The 13,760-nt window shown below is 66.8% G+C and carries 8 protein-coding genes, 3 pseudogenes and 1 other annotated feature; of the genes and pseudogenes, 6 read left to right on the forward strand and 5 right to left on the reverse strand.

Annotated features, from left to right (window positions below; translation table 11 throughout):
- The first annotated feature begins 613 nt into the window (after positions 1-613).
- Positions 614-742 (forward strand) — a sequence feature (23S ribosomal RNA rRNA prediction is too short).
- Positions 743-745: 3 nt separating this feature from the next.
- A pseudogene (locus tag CRT60_RS37795) lies at positions 746-1,696 on the reverse strand (YDG domain-containing protein); the annotation flags it as partial.
- Positions 1,697-2,024: 328 nt separating this feature from the next.
- On the opposite strand from CRT60_RS37795, the gene CRT60_RS37135 reads away from it, so the two are divergent.
- Positions 2,025-2,549 (forward strand): hypothetical protein, encoded by a 525-nt coding sequence (locus CRT60_RS37135; protein WP_143273323.1) that lies wholly within the window; start codon positions 2,025-2,027, stop codon positions 2,547-2,549.
- A 134-nt stretch (positions 2,550-2,683) separates the two neighbouring features.
- Here the strand turns inward: CRT60_RS37135 and CRT60_RS37800 are convergent.
- Positions 2,684-5,404: pseudogene (locus CRT60_RS37800) on the reverse strand (beta strand repeat-containing protein); the annotation flags it as partial.
- Here CRT60_RS37800 and CRT60_RS37150 point away from each other — a divergent pair.
- Together CRT60_RS37150 and CRT60_RS37155 are read left to right on the forward strand one after the other, a co-directional pair.
- Positions 5,286-5,618 carry a hypothetical protein gene (locus CRT60_RS37150; protein WP_143273325.1) on the forward strand — a complete coding sequence of 111 codons (333 nt, stop codon included), beginning with the start codon at positions 5,286-5,288 and terminating at the stop codon, positions 5,616-5,618. The pseudogene CRT60_RS37800 and the gene CRT60_RS37150 sit on opposite strands and share 119 nt — an antisense overlap.
- A gap of 240 nt (positions 5,619-5,858) precedes the next feature.
- On the forward strand, positions 5,859-6,116 hold the full coding sequence (locus CRT60_RS37155; protein ID WP_098738211.1) for a hypothetical protein: 258 nt from the start codon (positions 5,859-5,861) through the stop codon (positions 6,114-6,116).
- Positions 6,117-6,121: 5 nt separating this feature from the next.
- Here CRT60_RS37155 and CRT60_RS37805 read toward each other — a convergent pair.
- Positions 6,122-6,895, reverse strand: a pseudogene (locus CRT60_RS37805) (two-partner secretion domain-containing protein); the annotation flags it as partial.
- A gap of 510 nt (positions 6,896-7,405) precedes the next feature.
- On the opposite strand from CRT60_RS37805, the gene CRT60_RS19570 reads away from it, so the two are divergent.
- Genes CRT60_RS19570 through CRT60_RS19580 form a run of 3 tightly spaced genes read left to right on the forward strand, consistent with a single transcriptional unit; the run spans position 7,406 to position 10,205 of the window.
- On the forward strand, positions 7,406-8,239 hold the full coding sequence (locus CRT60_RS19570; RefSeq protein ID WP_098738213.1) for an ABC transporter ATP-binding protein: 834 nt from the start codon (positions 7,406-7,408) through the stop codon (positions 8,237-8,239).
- Positions 8,240-8,247: 8 nt separating this feature from the next.
- Positions 8,248-9,135, forward strand: coding sequence for an ABC transporter permease (locus CRT60_RS19575; RefSeq protein WP_098738214.1), 888 nt, complete (start codon positions 8,248-8,250; stop codon positions 9,133-9,135).
- A 35-nt stretch (positions 9,136-9,170) separates the two neighbouring features.
- Entirely contained in the window at positions 9,171-10,205 is a 1,035-nt protein-coding gene (locus CRT60_RS19580; RefSeq protein ID WP_098738215.1) for an ABC transporter substrate-binding protein, read from the forward strand.
- Positions 10,206-10,286: 81 nt separating this feature from the next.
- Here CRT60_RS19580 and CRT60_RS19585 read toward each other — a convergent pair whose 3' ends face one another.
- Positions 10,287-12,812, reverse strand: coding sequence for a sensor histidine kinase (locus CRT60_RS19585; RefSeq protein WP_098738216.1), 2,526 nt, complete (start codon positions 12,810-12,812; stop codon positions 10,287-10,289).
- The gene (locus CRT60_RS19590) at positions 12,802-13,476 is read right to left on the reverse strand and encodes a response regulator transcription factor (protein ID WP_098738217.1); all 675 of its coding nucleotides are present in this window, start codon (positions 13,474-13,476) and stop codon (positions 12,802-12,804) included. Before CRT60_RS19590 ends, CRT60_RS19585 begins: the two co-directional genes overlap by 11 nt.
- Positions 13,477-13,760: the final 284 nt, after the last annotated feature.

Below are 13,760 nucleotides of genomic sequence, written 5' to 3' on the forward strand. Positions count from 1 at the left end.
TTATTGTGTCCCGCAAGGGACGGGATCATGGACAAGTGAAGATGAAGTGCAAGTGACCGAGGACGCTCCTCGGCCGGCTCAAGCTCACAAGGCGAAGGCTGGCTGGGAGTAGCATCGAACGGCGGAAACGACCAGCCCTGTCGGTTGGTTCGCGAGCAGGCTTGTTCCTGCGCGTGGCGCAAGCGTTTTCGTTGGAGTTGAGATCAAGCGTCTGAAGGGCATCTGGTGGATGCCTTGGCACTGAGAGGCGATGAAGGACGTAGCACGTTGCGATAAGTCACGGGGAGCCGCGAGCAGGCATCGATCCGTGAATTTCCGAATGGGGAAACCCACCGCGCAAGCGGTATCCCATGCTGAATAAATAGGTATGGGAAGCGAATTATTGTGTCCCGCAAGGGACGGGATCATGGACAAGTGAAGATGAAGTGCAAGTGACCGAGGACGCTCCTCGGCCGGGAGAAATCCTGGCTGGGAGTAGCATCGAACGGCGGAAACAGCTGGCCCTGTTGGCTAGCTCGCGAGCAGGCTTGTTCCTGCGCGTGGCGCAAGCGTTTTCGTTGGAGTTGAGATCAAGCGTCTGAAGGGCATCTGGTGGATGCCTTGGCACTGAGAGGCGATGAAGGACGTAGCACGTTGCGATAAGTCACGGGGAGCCGCGAGCAGGCATTGATCCGTGAATTTCCGAATGGGGAAACCCACCGCGCAAGCGGTATCCCATGCTGAATAAATAGGCATGGGAAGCGCTCACGGTCTTGCCGGTGCCGACATTCTTGTCGGCCACCGCGCCGGTCCCGCCAATGCTGACCGCGTCGCTGCCGACAACGCCGCTGAGGCTCAGGCCCGAAGCATCGGTGGTGCCGTCATAGACCCTGTCGCCGGTCGCAGTCAGCGACTTGGCCGTGATGTCGAGCGTGGCGCCGCCCAGCGTGTAGTTGCTGGCCCCCGCACCCGCCAGCGACAGGCCGCTTACGGTCTTGCCGGTGCCGACATTCTTGTCGGCCACGGCGCCGGTCCCGCCGAGGCTGACCGCATCGCTGCCGACGACGCCGCTGAGGCTCAGCCCCGAGGCGTCGGTGGTGCCGTCGTAAACCCGGTCGCCGGTGGCGGTCAGCGTCTTGGCGGTGATGTCGAGCGTGGCGCCGCCCAGCGTGTAGTTGCTCGCCCCCGCCCCGGCCAGCGACAGGCCGGTCACGGTCTTGCCGGTGCCGACATTCTTGTCGGCCACGGCACCGGTGCCGCCGAGGCTGACCGCATCGCTGCCGACGACGCCGCTGAGGCTCAGCCCCGAGGCGTCGGTGGTGCCGTCATAGATCCTGTCGCCACTGGCGGTCAGCGTCTTGGCCGTGATGTCGAGTGTGGCGCCGCCCAGTGTGTAGTTGCTGGCCCCCGCCCCCGCCAGCGACAGGCCGGTCACCGTCTTGCTGGTGCCGACATTCTTGTCGGCCACGGCACCGGTCCCGCCGAGGCTGACCGCATCGCTGCCGACGATGCCGCTGAGGCTCAGCCCCGAGGCGTCGGTGGTGCCGTCGTAAACCCGGTCGCCGGTGGCGGTCAGCGTCTTGGCGACGATGGTCAGCGTCGCGGTGACCGAGCCCAGCGTGTAAGCACTGGTAAAGCCGCTGTTGATCGACACCCCCGACAGGTCGATGGTGATGGTGTAGGTGCCGACGCCGCTGCCGCTGCCGCTGCCGCTCACCGCGGTGGAACTGAGGGTCGGCGTGCCGGTGATCACGGAGCTCAGCGTATCCATCCCGGTCAAGCCGGAATAGCTGTAGGTGTAGGTCGGCAGGGTGTCGCCATAGGTGATGGTGGCGTCCAGCGCGGAGAATGTCAGGATGCTGGCCGGGGCCCTTGAATAGAGCAGCTGGCTGCCGGTGCCGGTCACCGATCCCGGCGGCGTCCCCGAATAGGTGATGCTGTACTGAGCGGCTCCGGTCAGCCCGCCCAGCGTGTTCAGCGCCGGATCGGCGGAATAGACCAGCCAGCGACCGTTCGGGGTTGAAAGGACGGTGGAGTCACCGTTGTTGACGAAATTCCCCCCCGATGACGCCGCCAGCACCAACGCGTCCCCTGAACCCGATGCCGCCAGCACCGCGCCGGAATTGATCGCGATGTCGCCCTTGTCGGAACCGGCGTTGTCGACCGTGATGGTCCCGCCTGTCAGACTCCCCAAGGTTATGGCGCCGCTGGTGGTGTTGGTGTTGCCGGCTCCGCTGTCGAGCGTCAGGGTGATGGCTCCGGTCCCGGCGTTGATCGTCTTGCCGGACGCCATGGTGATGACGGCGGCGCCGCTGGCGCGCTGGGCGTCCACAACCCCGCTGCTGGCCTTGGCGTTGGCGATGGCGGTGAAATTGCCGTTGTCGGTGGTGATGTTGGCGTCCAGGAGGATGCTGCGCCCGGCCGACAGGGTGAAGGCCCCGCCATTGCCGGCGGGATTGTTGACGATGACGTCGCTGGAGACGGTGATGTCGTTGTTGGCTTGCAGGGTCAGGGCGGTGCCGGTGTTGAGCACCGCGGTGATCGCGTCCGGCTGGATGGTCACGGTCTGATCGGACGCGGTGGCATAGGTCAGGGCGCTGACGGGCACCCCGACCGTCACCCGGCCGCCGACGCCCTGGACGCTCGAATAGGCCAGATACGTTCCGTCGGCGCCGGCAGCCGCCAGCATCGTGCCGGTCGCCGTGCCGACCAGACTGTTGGATGCCGAGACGACGCCGGTCACGCCGGCGGTTCCGTTCCCCCAGGTCACCGCGCCGGCCGATGACACCGTGCCGTTCGCCCAGAGGCTGCTCCGCGTCAGATAATTGCCGTTGGCCAAAGTGGAGGTGCTCGCGCCGACCTTGTCGCCGGTGGAGGAGCCGATCAAGCTGTTGGTGGACGAAACCACGCCGGTGACACCGGCGGTCCCACTTCCCCAGGTCACCGCACCGGCGGACGCCGCGGCGCCGTTGCTCCACGAAGTGCTTGTTACGAGATAGTTGCCATTGGTGAGCCTGACGATAGTGTTACCGACTTTGTCATTGCTCGAACTCCCCACCAGACTGTTGGATGCGGAGACGACGCCGGTCACCCCGGCGGTGCCGCTCCCCCAGGCGGCGGCACCCGCCGACGCCGCGGCGCCGTTGCTCCAAAAAGTGCTTGTTACGAGATAGTTGCCATTGGACAGCGTGGTGATGCCGTTGCCGACCTTGTCATTGCTCGAACTCCCCACCAGACTGTTGGATGCGGAGACGACGCCGGTCACCCCGGCGGTGCCGTTCCCCCAGGATGCGGCACCTGCCGACGCCGCCGCGCCGTTCGCCCAGTAGGAGCTAAAAACCACGTAGTTGCCATTGGACAGCGTGGTGATAGCCGTGCCAATCCGGTCCGAGGCGGTGGTCCCCACCAGACTGTTGCTGGACGACACGGTTCCCGTCACGCCGACGGTGCCGTCCCCCCAGGTCGCGGCGCCAGCGGATGCCGCCCCATTGTACGCCCAGGTCGAGGACCTGACGACATAGTTGCCGTTACTCAACGCCACGACCCCAACGCCGACCCGATCCGAGGCGGTGGTCCCTACCAGACTGTTGGACGAGGAGATGGTGCCGGTAAGGCCGGTGGAGCCGTTCGCCCAGGTCACAGCGCCCGCATACGTCGCTGCACCGTTCGTCCAACTGGTGGTGGCTACGACATAATTGCCGTTGCTGAGGCCGGTGGTGCTAAAGCCCGTCCCATCGTTGGCGCTGGACCCCATGAGGCTGTTGGTGGTCGACACGGTGCCGGTCAACCCAAGCGTCCCGTCCACCCAGGTCGCCGAACCGGCGTAGGTGGTCGCCCCATTGGACGTGGCGGTGCTGGTAACGACATAATTGCCGTTGGTCAATGTCGTTACCGATGCGCCAATCTTTTGGTTGGCCATACTGCCGACCAAGCTGTTGGTGTCCGAAACCACGCCTGTCACGCCCGTGGTTCCGTTCCCCCACGTCGCGGCGCCGGCCGATGCCGTCCCGTTGTTGGACCAACTGGAGCTGCCCACGACATAATTGCCGTTGCTGAGCATTGAGATGCTCGATCCCACGCGGTCATTGGTGGTGCTGCCCACCAGACTGTTGGAGTCGGAGACGACGCCGGTGACCCCGGTGGTCCCGTTGCCCCAGGTGACCGCGCCGGCGCTGGAGGCGGCCCCATTGATCCAACTGGAGGTATTTACGACGTAGTTGCCATTGGTCAGCACGGTAACGGTGCCACCGACCTTGTCGTTGGCTGTGCTGCCCACCAAACTGTTGGAAGAGGACACGGCGCCGGTTATCGCCGCCGTGCCGTTCCCCCATGTCGCCGCCCCGGCCGACGCCACCGCCCCGTTGGTCCAATAGGATGTGGAGACGACATAATTACCATTGCTCAGTTCAGTGAACGAGACGCCGACCTTGTCGTTGGCGGAAGTCCCCACCAGACTGTTGGTGGATGACACCACGCCGGTGACCCCAGCGGTGCCGCTCCCCCAGGTTACGGCGCCCGCCGACGTTACTCCGTTGTACCAAGACGGGCTTCTGACGACGTAATTGCCGTTGCTCAGGGTGCCGTAGTACAGGCCGATGTTATCGCCCGCTCGGCTTCCAACCAGACTGTTGGAGGAGGAGACGGTGCCGGTAACGCCGGCTGTGCCGTTCCCCCAGATCACCGCCCCCGCCCCCGCCGCCGTGCCGTTCGTCCAATAGGTGCTCACCACCAGATAGTTGCCGTTGGACAGCGCTTGGGGGCTGTAGCCGATCCTGTCCCCGGCGGTGGTCCCCACCAGACTGTTGGTGGAGGAGACCACGCCGGTAACCCCGGCGGTCCCGTTCCCCCAGGTCACCGCCCCCGCCGACGTCGATGTGCCGTATGACCAGGACGAGCTGGTGACGAAATAGTTGCCATTGGTCAGCGTGTTCACCACGTTGCCAACCGCGTCGCCGGAGGTGCTCCCCACCAGGCTGTTGCTCGACGACATCACACCGGCGACCCCGGTCACGCCGCTGCCCCAGGCGGCGGCGCCGGCATTCGTCACGCTGCCGCTGCCCCAGGCGCTGCTTTTGACGACGAAATTGCCGTTGGTCAGCGTCGTCGGGGAGGAAATGCCGAGGGCCTGGTCGGCAATGGCGCCATACAATGCGCTGATCAGTGCGCCGGTCGTTCCGTTGAAAAGATAGACCGCCCCGGCGTTGGTCGCGGAAAAATCATCTCCCGAGGCCGTCACCAGGATGTTGCCGCCGGACAGAACTTGAACGCCGGCCCCAAACGCGTTTGACGCCGCAGGGTTCGGATCGATGAGGTCGAATTGCGGCGTGACGCCGCTGGCGCTGCTGATGACGATGTTTTTGGGATCGAGCAGCAGGGTACCGGCGGTGCCGGCGGTGGCCCCGGCGTCGCCCAGCCCCGCGAACACCAGCGTGTCGTGGGACGACACCTCGATCAAGCCGCCGTCGCCCCGGACCGTGCCGCCGCGGGCCGACGCGGCGCCGGCGAAGGACGTCCTGTCTTCCGACCAGACGACGATCCGGCCGCCGTCGCCGGTGGGACCGCTGGCGTCGGCGCGCATCGTGGTGCCGCCGGTGACCGTCACCGTGCCGGCCTTCAGCATATCGCCGGAGCCCTGGTAGTCGCCGCCGACCCGGATGCCGCCGCCCCGGGTGGCACCCGACGCGTCCAGCGTCGCGCCCACCGCATTGATGGTGGCGGCGAACAGGTCGATGCTCCCGCCGCCGCCGGTTGCACCGGTGGCGGCATGAGTGCCCGAGGTGAACAGGGTCGAATCAGCAGCCGTGCCCGTAACGGCGACCTTGCCGCCGGCGGTCGCACCGCGGGCCGTCGTTTCCGCCGCCGCCGTATCGACATAGGTCTTGGCGACTTTCACCGTGACCTTGCCGCCGGCCCCGGTCGCGCCATCCGCCTTGATCCTGCCCTGGCTGGACACCCGGCCCGCGGACATCTTGACCTTGCCGCCCGTGGCGCCGCTGGCGGAAATCGTCCCGGTATTGATCGCCGCATGGGAGGTGTCGGTGGCAACCTTGATCCGACCGCCGTCGCCGTCGGCATTCACCGCGGAAATGCTGCCGCTGTTCTGCACATGCCCGTCGCCGGCCGTCAGCCATACCTGACCGGCACGGTTGGCGCTGCCGGTGGCGCGGACGATGCCGCCGTTGTTGCCGGCCAAGGCGTAGACGTTGCCTCCGGCGGCCCGCAATTCCACCTGGGCCGCGGCAATGGTTCCCTGGTTGTCGACCTGGCCGGTTCCGGCCCGCACCAGCACCCGTCCCCGGCGGCTGTCGGCCTCCTCGGTCAGCAGCACCTCATGTCCGCCGGCAAGGGCCGCGGTTCCATTCGGCGCGGACAAGGTTCCCTTGTTGGACACCTCGCGGGCGATCAGCAGGACGTCGCCGCCGGAAGAGGAGATGGCGCCGAGGTTTTCCACCTTGGCCGTGCTGTCGCCCTTGAAGGTCAGCGGCTTGGCCGACATGAAATCGTCGCTGGGCACGTCGTGGGTGCTGGCGACGAAACTGCCCCCGGTGGTCACGGTGCCGGTGGGGCCGACCACCACCCCGGCGGGGTTGATCAGATAAACCGAACCGGTGGCGGTCAGCGAACCGGCGATCGCCGACGGATTGCCGCCGCTGACCCGGTTGAGGGTGGCGCCGCTGCCATTCTCGAACGCGACCTTGGCGCCTTGGCCGATGGAAAAACTGTCCCAGTTGACGATGCCACGGCTGCCTTGCTGGGTCACGGTCATGGTCGCACCGGTGGTGGCGATGCCGCCGCTTCCCGCCACGAATCCCCCGCCGGTCGGAAGGGTTTGCGCCGACAGCGAGCCGCTCATGACCAACAGGCTGGTCAAGCTGCTCGTGCTCAAAATGACGCTCAGCCACCCCTTCCAAGTCATGGTGCCGACGCTCCCATTCGCTCAATCGCCGTTGACGATCGCCTCCGCCAGGATGGACCCGACGGCATCGATTTCACCCAAATTGGGGGGGAGTGTATAAGCTGTTCTACCTATGGGGTATCCCACATTCATGGGAGGCGGGCTCCGTTTCCCCGACGGTTCGGCGGCCGGAATAAGCTTGGTTCAGGTTCGTGTCGCGCCGCCGATCCGATCCGGCCCGGTGTGCCCTCGCAGGCCTCTTGCCGGGTTTCTGCCGCCGAGCGCCGGGTGCGGGCGTTCGGCATTGCAGCATCGATCCGGGGGCCGATCCCGGCTCCGGCCTCGCCGATCATCGCAGGCAGCTTCTCCACCTCGCCCTGATGGCTGGAGTCAGGCCTTGCAGGAGGGCTCCCGCTCGCCGACCTGACGACACCGGTCACGTCAGGAAGCTGTCAGGTTTCGCCCACATACTGTCAGCAAGAGCCGCAATGCGCGGCATCAGCAAAACGACAGGCTGTGTTGGAGGAAACGATGAGCAGGACGTCGCAGACGGTCCGTCCCGCCCCTGTGGATGCCGTGGGTACCCCGGCCGATCCGGTGGCTGCCACGGTTCCGGCTACCCCGCTGCTGGAGGTATCCGGCGTCACCTTGCAGTACAAGACCACGGATCATCTGGTGACCGCGACCTACCGGGTCGATTTCCAGGTCTTCAAATCAGACCGCTATGTTCTGCTTGGGCCCTCCGGCTGTGGAAAATCCACTCTGTTGAAAGCCATCGGCGGTTATCTGGAGCCGGTGGAGGGCGCCATCCGGCTGAACGGGCACGAAGTGACCAAGCCCGGTCCCGACCGCATGATGGTGTTCCAGGAATTCGACCAGCTGCTGCCCTGGAAGAGCGTGCGCGAGAATGTGCTGTTCGCGCTGACCACCAGCGGCCGTGCCAAGGGGGCGGAGGCGGCGGAGCGGACCGACCATTACATCAACAAGGTCGGTCTGGCGAAGTTCGCGCACAGCTTCCCGCACACGCTGTCCGGCGGCATGAAGCAGCGCGTCGCCATCGCCCGCGGCATGGCGATGGAGCCCGACGTCCTGCTGATGGACGAACCCTATGCCGCGCTCGACGCCCTGACCCGCCGCCGCATGCAGGACGAACTGCTGCGCCTGTGGGACGACACCAAATTCACCGTCCTGTTCGTGACCCACTCCATCGAGGAGGCGATCCGCGTCGGCACCCGCATCCTGCTGCTGTCGCCGCATCCGGGACAGGTGAAGGCCGAACTGAACAGCATCCCGCCGGAGCAGCTCGGCACCGCCGCCCAGGCGGAGCTGGAAGCCCGCATCAACGACATGCTGTTCGTCCACTGAGGCCCGCCATGACCATGGAATCCACCATGCACTCCATCCTCGTCGAGCGTCCGGAGATCGTCCGCGACGTCTCCCGCTCGACCGTCATCGCCGATGTCGAGAAGCCCTTGAGCGCGTGGGAGCGGCTGTATCGCGTGCCGCTGCTGCGCAAGGGGCTGATCCTGCTGGCGCTCGCCGTGATCTGGGAGGTCTACGGCCGCTGGCTCGACAACCCGCTGCTGTTCCCGCCCTTCACGGCGATGCTGCAGGCCTTCGTCGCCGACCTCGGCAACGGCATCATCCCGGCGCGCACGCTGGTCTCGCTGCAGACGCTGGTGATCGGCTATGCCATGGGCATCCTGCTGGCGGCGCTGCTGACCACCGTCGCCATCGGCTCGCAGATCGGCACCGATCTCTTGGAGACGATGACCTCCATGCTGAACCCGCTGCCGGCCATCGCCCTGCTGCCGCTGGCGCTGATCTGGTTCGGGCTCGGCTCCGGCAGCGTGATCTTCGTGCTGGTCCATTCCGTGCTGTGGGCCATCGCGCTCAACACCCATGCCGGTTTCCGCTCCGTCTCCAACACGCTGCGCATGGTTGGCCGGAACTATGGGCTGAGCGGCCTGGGGCTGGTCCGCCACATCCTGATCCCGGCAGCCTTCCCGTCGATCCTGACCGGCCTGAAGGTGGGCTGGGCCTTCGCCTGGCGCACGCTGATCGCGGCGGAACTGGTGTTCGGCGTCAGCTCCGGCTCCGGCGGGCTCGGCTGGTACATCTTCGAGAACCGCAACCAGCTGGAAACGGCCAACGTCTTCGCCGGCCTGTTCACCGTGATCCTGATCGGCCTCGTCGTCGAGAACGGCGTCTTCGCCACCATCGAGCGGCGCACCATCCGCCGCTGGGGCATGCAGCACTGATCCGCTCGCCAAGAATTCCTATGGGAGGACTCTTCATGACCGCATTCGCGACCCTGCGCCGGGCCGGCGTCCTGGCGACGGCGCTCGTCGCCCTGGCTTCCGGTGTGCTGGCGACCGGCCCGGCCCGCGCCGAAGCCCCGGAAGTCCACATCTCCAAGGGCTATGGCATCCTCTACCTGCCGATGATCGTCATGGAGCATGAAAAGCTCCTGGAGAAGCAGGCCAAGGCGGCCGGGCTCGGCGACGTCAAGGTCGGCTGGCTGGAGTTGGACGGCGGCAACGTCATCAACGACGCCATGATCTCCGGCAATCTGGACATCGCCGCCATCGGCGTGCCCGGCTTCCTGACGCTGTGGGCGAAGGTGAAGGGCAACGCCAAGCTGGAGGTGTCGGGGCTGGCCGGGCTCAGCGCCACCTCGCTGTACCTCAACACCAACAACCCCAGCATCAAGTCGCTGAAGGACTTCACCGCGAAGGACAAGATCGCCCTGCCGGGCATCAAGACCTCGCTGTCGGCGGTCGTGTTGCAGATGGCGGTCGCCAAGGAGTTCGGCGACGACAATTACGCCAAGCTCGACCCGATGACGGTCGGCCTGCCGCATCCGGAAGCCTACACGTCGCTCGTCTCCGGCAAGACCGAGGTGAACAGCCATCTCGGCTCGCCGCCCTATTCCTTCATGGAGCTGGAAAACCCGCAGGTGCATCGGGTGATGAACTCGGTCGACGTGCTCGGCAACATCTCGCTCGACCTCGTCTATGCGCCCAAGCGCTTCATCGACGCCAACCCGAAGCTGACCGCCGCCTTCCTCGCGGCGCTGGAGGAGGCAGACAGGCTGATCGCCGACGAGCCGGCACGCGCGGCGACGATCTATGTCCAGTCGGCCAAGGCCAAGCTGTCGGCCGAGGAGGTCGAGCGGATGATCAAGGATCCGGACACCAAATTCTCGACCACCCCCAACGGCGTCATGCAGTTCGCCAACTTCATGGGCCGCGTCGGCTCGATCAAGACCAGGCCGGCGAGCTGGCAGGACCTGTTCATCGCCAACGTCCATTCGCTGCCGGGAAGCTGACCGCCCGGCTGGTCCCGCATCGGCACGAACTGGCCCGGGTCGTCCCCGGGCCATTCTTTTGCCCGCGCCGTTTCTTTGCCCTCACGGCTGATGCAGGAACGCCTTCCACTGCTGGAGGAAGCGGGCGCGCTTCAGATGGTCCATATAGACCAGCAGGGCGGGGCCGAGCCCGATCCGCTGCGTCGGGCCGCGCATCTCCTCCTGCAGATGGGTCGCCGACATCGGACCGCCGACCGTCGGCTGGATGGAGTAGAAGGCGGTGCTGCCGGCGACCACCGACTGCCCGCGCTCCGACAGCAGGTAATCGATGAAACGCCCGGCCAAGTCGGGAGCGCTCGCCCGCTGCGGGATGAGGGCGACGCGCGTCATGACCAGCGTGTAGTCGGACGGCAGGACGATCCCGATGGGAGCGCCGCGGATCTGCCGCTCCCGCGCGTAGGAGCCCAGCAGATTGTAGCCGATGTAGGTCTCGCCCCGCTCGATGGCGTCGACCATGTCCGATGTGCAGCACATCTGCCTGGCCTGATTTTCGCCGAGCGCGTCGGCGAGTTGCCAGAACTGGCTGGTCAGGACGGAGTCCTGAGTCGCGAACAGATAGCCGATGCCGCTCTCCTCGACATTGTAGGTCACCACCCGGCCGCGGTAGCGCTCCTTGCGGTCGCGCAGCAGATGGATCAGATCCTCGCGGGAACGCGGCACGTCCTCCGCCGGCACCAGATCGCGGTTGTAGACGATGGCCGCCGGCTCCTGGGTGAAGCCGAAGGCGGCGCTGCGCCAGTTCGCCCAGTCCGGAAGCGCCTCGGTCGCCGGGGAGCTGTAGCGGCGCGCATGCCCGTCATTGACCAGCTTCACCTGCAGGCCGGAGGCGGAGCTGATGACGAGGTCCGGCACGTCGCCGGCGGCCCGCTTGACGACGGAATCGTACAGCTCGCCGGTGTTCATCTCCCGGAATTCGATGGTGACCGTCGGGTTCTCCCGCTGGAAATCCCGGATCAGCGGCTCGATCGCCGGCCGGTCGGTCGCCGCGTCGATGCGCAGGCGTTCCGTGCCGCCTGCGGGGGTGGGGCTTGCGGATGCAGGATAGACGACCGGCTCCAGCGCCCACGCAGGCCCGGCGGCGGTCAGCGTCAACGCTCCCGCCAGCAACAGGAACAGGATCAGGGGAAGCAGGCGCCGCCCGGCCGGGACGCCGTTCGCGGTTCCCTCGCCGGGCTGGGCGGGAGCCGGGAATTCCAGCCGGACGACCAGCCCGCCGCCGGGACGGTCGAGCAGCGACAGGGCCGCATTGTGCGCCTCGGCCACCGCGGCGGCGATGGAAAGGCCGAGGCCGCTGCCGGCGATCCCCTTGGACAGCCGCCCGCGGCTGAAGCGCTCGAACACCTTGGATTTCTCCCCGTCCGGTATGCCGGGACCGCGGTCGGCGATCTCCACCAGCGGGCCGAAATCGCCGGTTCCCGGCCGCACGAGCACCTCGATGGGGTTGGCACCGCCGTATTTGACCGCATTGTCGAGCAGGTTGGTCAGGGCTTCCCGCAGGGTCACGGGGTCGCCGTGCAGCAGCGCGTCCCCCTCGGCCGGCTCGCGCGCCAGGGCGATGGGGGGCGCGTCGGGCCGGCCGGCCATCTGCTGGACGATCTGCCGGAGCAGCGCGTCCAGGTCCACCACCTGGGGCTGGACCGCCTCGGCACGATGGACGACGGTCGCATGATTGAGCAGCTGTGTGGTCAGCTCGCTCGCCTCGACCGCGTTGCGGTGGATGCGCTCGACGCGGTTCCGCAGCCGTTCGACATCCGCCTCGCGCCGCGCCAGTTCGGCCTGCGACCGCAGTGCCGCCAGGGGGGTGCGGATCTGATGCGCCGCGTCGGCCAGGAAGGACTGGGTGGAATCCAGGTTGGCCTTGAAGCGGATCATCAGCTGGTTGATCGCGGCCAGCAGCTGCCCGACCTCGGTCGGCACCGGGGCGTCGATCGGGGAGAAATCCTGTGGAGGCCGGGCGCGGATCAGCGACTCAAGCAGGCCCAGGGGCGCCAGCGCCTGACGGACGCCGAACCAGAGCAGAAGGGCGCCGACGACCACGGCGAAGGCGATGGGGGCGAAGGAGTTGGCGACCAGACGGGAGGCCAGCAGATCGCGTGCCTCGCGGGTCTGGGCGACCACCACCGTCACCCATCCCGACCGCGCCACGCCGCTGATGAAACGCCCTGTGACCGCGATCCGCACCGGAGCATCGCTGTAGACGGCGTTCTGGAACACCGGCGTGTCGTCGTGCACCGTGGCGCCGGGCAGATCCTCGTAGCCGGTGACGATCAGGCCGCCCGGCGCCATCACCTTGTAGAAGACGCGGTCGTGCCGGGCCGTGCCCAGAACGCTGAGCGAGGAATAGGGAAGATCGACCGTGATGGCGCCGTTCTCCACCCGCACGGCGTCGGCGATGGACAGGGCGGAGGCCGACAGGAGCTGGTCATAGGCACTGTCCGCCGCCTCGCGCGCGTAAGTGCGGACGAACAGGAACAGGATCAGCGTCACGACGCCGAGAACCACGAACATCCGGGTCAGCAGGCGTCGGCGCAGCGAGCCTCCCGCCACGGCGCGCCCCTCATTCGGCATTTTGCTTTTCACCCACATAGCCGACGCCGTGGACGGTGCGGATCACCACCGAAGCGCCCTCCAGCTTGCGCCGCAGCCGGGAAACCGACATCTCCACCGCGTTCGGGGTGACCGCCTGCTCCAGGTCGAAGAGCTGGTCGATGAGCGCGGTCCTGGTCAGCACGCGCCCCATGTTGCCGAGGAACAGTTCCAGCAGCCTGAACTCCCGCGCGCTGAGGTCGAGGGGTCGGCCGTCGATGGAGACCGTCCGCCGCGCCGTGTCGAACGCCAGATTGCCGATGACGGTCTCGGACGAGGCCATCCCGTGCGACCGGCGCAGCAGGGCGCGGCACCGCGCCTCCAGTTCGCGCAGGTCGAACGGCTTCACGATGTAATCGTCCGCGCCGAGATCGAGCATGTGGATCTTGGTGTCGATCTGCGACCGTGCCGTGGTGACCAGCACCGGCGTCCGATTCCCCCGACGGCGCAGCTGGCCCAGCAGCGCCTGCCCGTCCGGTCCCGGCAGCATCACGTCCAGTATGACCAATTGATAGGTCTCGGTGCGGAGAAGATCCTCGGCCTGATGTCCGTCGGCCGCCCAATCGACGGCATGCCCGAGACCGCGCAGGCTGTCGACGACCGCGTCGGCCAAGTCCTCGGCATCCTCGATAACCAGTATGCGCATCGATGCTCTCTCACAAGCCGGGCACCGATCATACCGCGCGGGTCCGAAAGGAGCCATAAAGGGCTGACGCGGTTCGGCGGGAAGCCGAGGCTGCTCATCCGATCGATGACGGCGCGGCCGGCCTTGGCTTCGGCTTTTTGTGCGGACTTGCGCCGACGTCGCCCACCACCCTTTCATTTTGCCCGGCTTTTGAGCCAGTGCAGCAACTCGCCGACGATGCCGCGGCGGAAGACCAGCACGCAGACGACGAAGATGCAGCCGATCACCACCGGCACCGGCAGGCT

Origin of the sequence: Azospirillum palustre, assembly GCF_002573965.1 — a bacterium.
In the GTDB taxonomy this organism is placed as follows: Bacteria; Pseudomonadota; Alphaproteobacteria; order Azospirillales; family Azospirillaceae; genus Azospirillum; species Azospirillum palustre.

Bases quoted from the DNA above. Each gene is read 5' to 3' on its own strand.
- CRT60_RS19585 (WP_098738216.1), bottom strand. From the start codon at position 12,812: ATGCCGAATGAGGGGCGCGCCGTGGCGGGAGGCTCGCTGCGCCGACGC.
- CRT60_RS19580 (WP_098738215.1), top strand. From the start codon at position 9,171: ATGACCGCATTCGCGACCCTGCGCCGGGCCGGCGTCCTGGCGACGGCG.
- CRT60_RS19590 (WP_098738217.1), bottom strand. From the start codon at position 13,476: ATGCGCATACTGGTTATCGAGGATGCCGAGGACTTGGCCGACGCGGTC.
- CRT60_RS37150 (WP_143273325.1), top strand. From the start codon at position 5,286: ATGAGGTCGAATTGCGGCGTGACGCCGCTGGCGCTGCTGATGACGATG.
- CRT60_RS19575 (WP_098738214.1), top strand. From the start codon at position 8,248: ATGACCATGGAATCCACCATGCACTCCATCCTCGTCGAGCGTCCGGAG.
- CRT60_RS19570 (WP_098738213.1), top strand. From the start codon at position 7,406: ATGAGCAGGACGTCGCAGACGGTCCGTCCCGCCCCTGTGGATGCCGTG.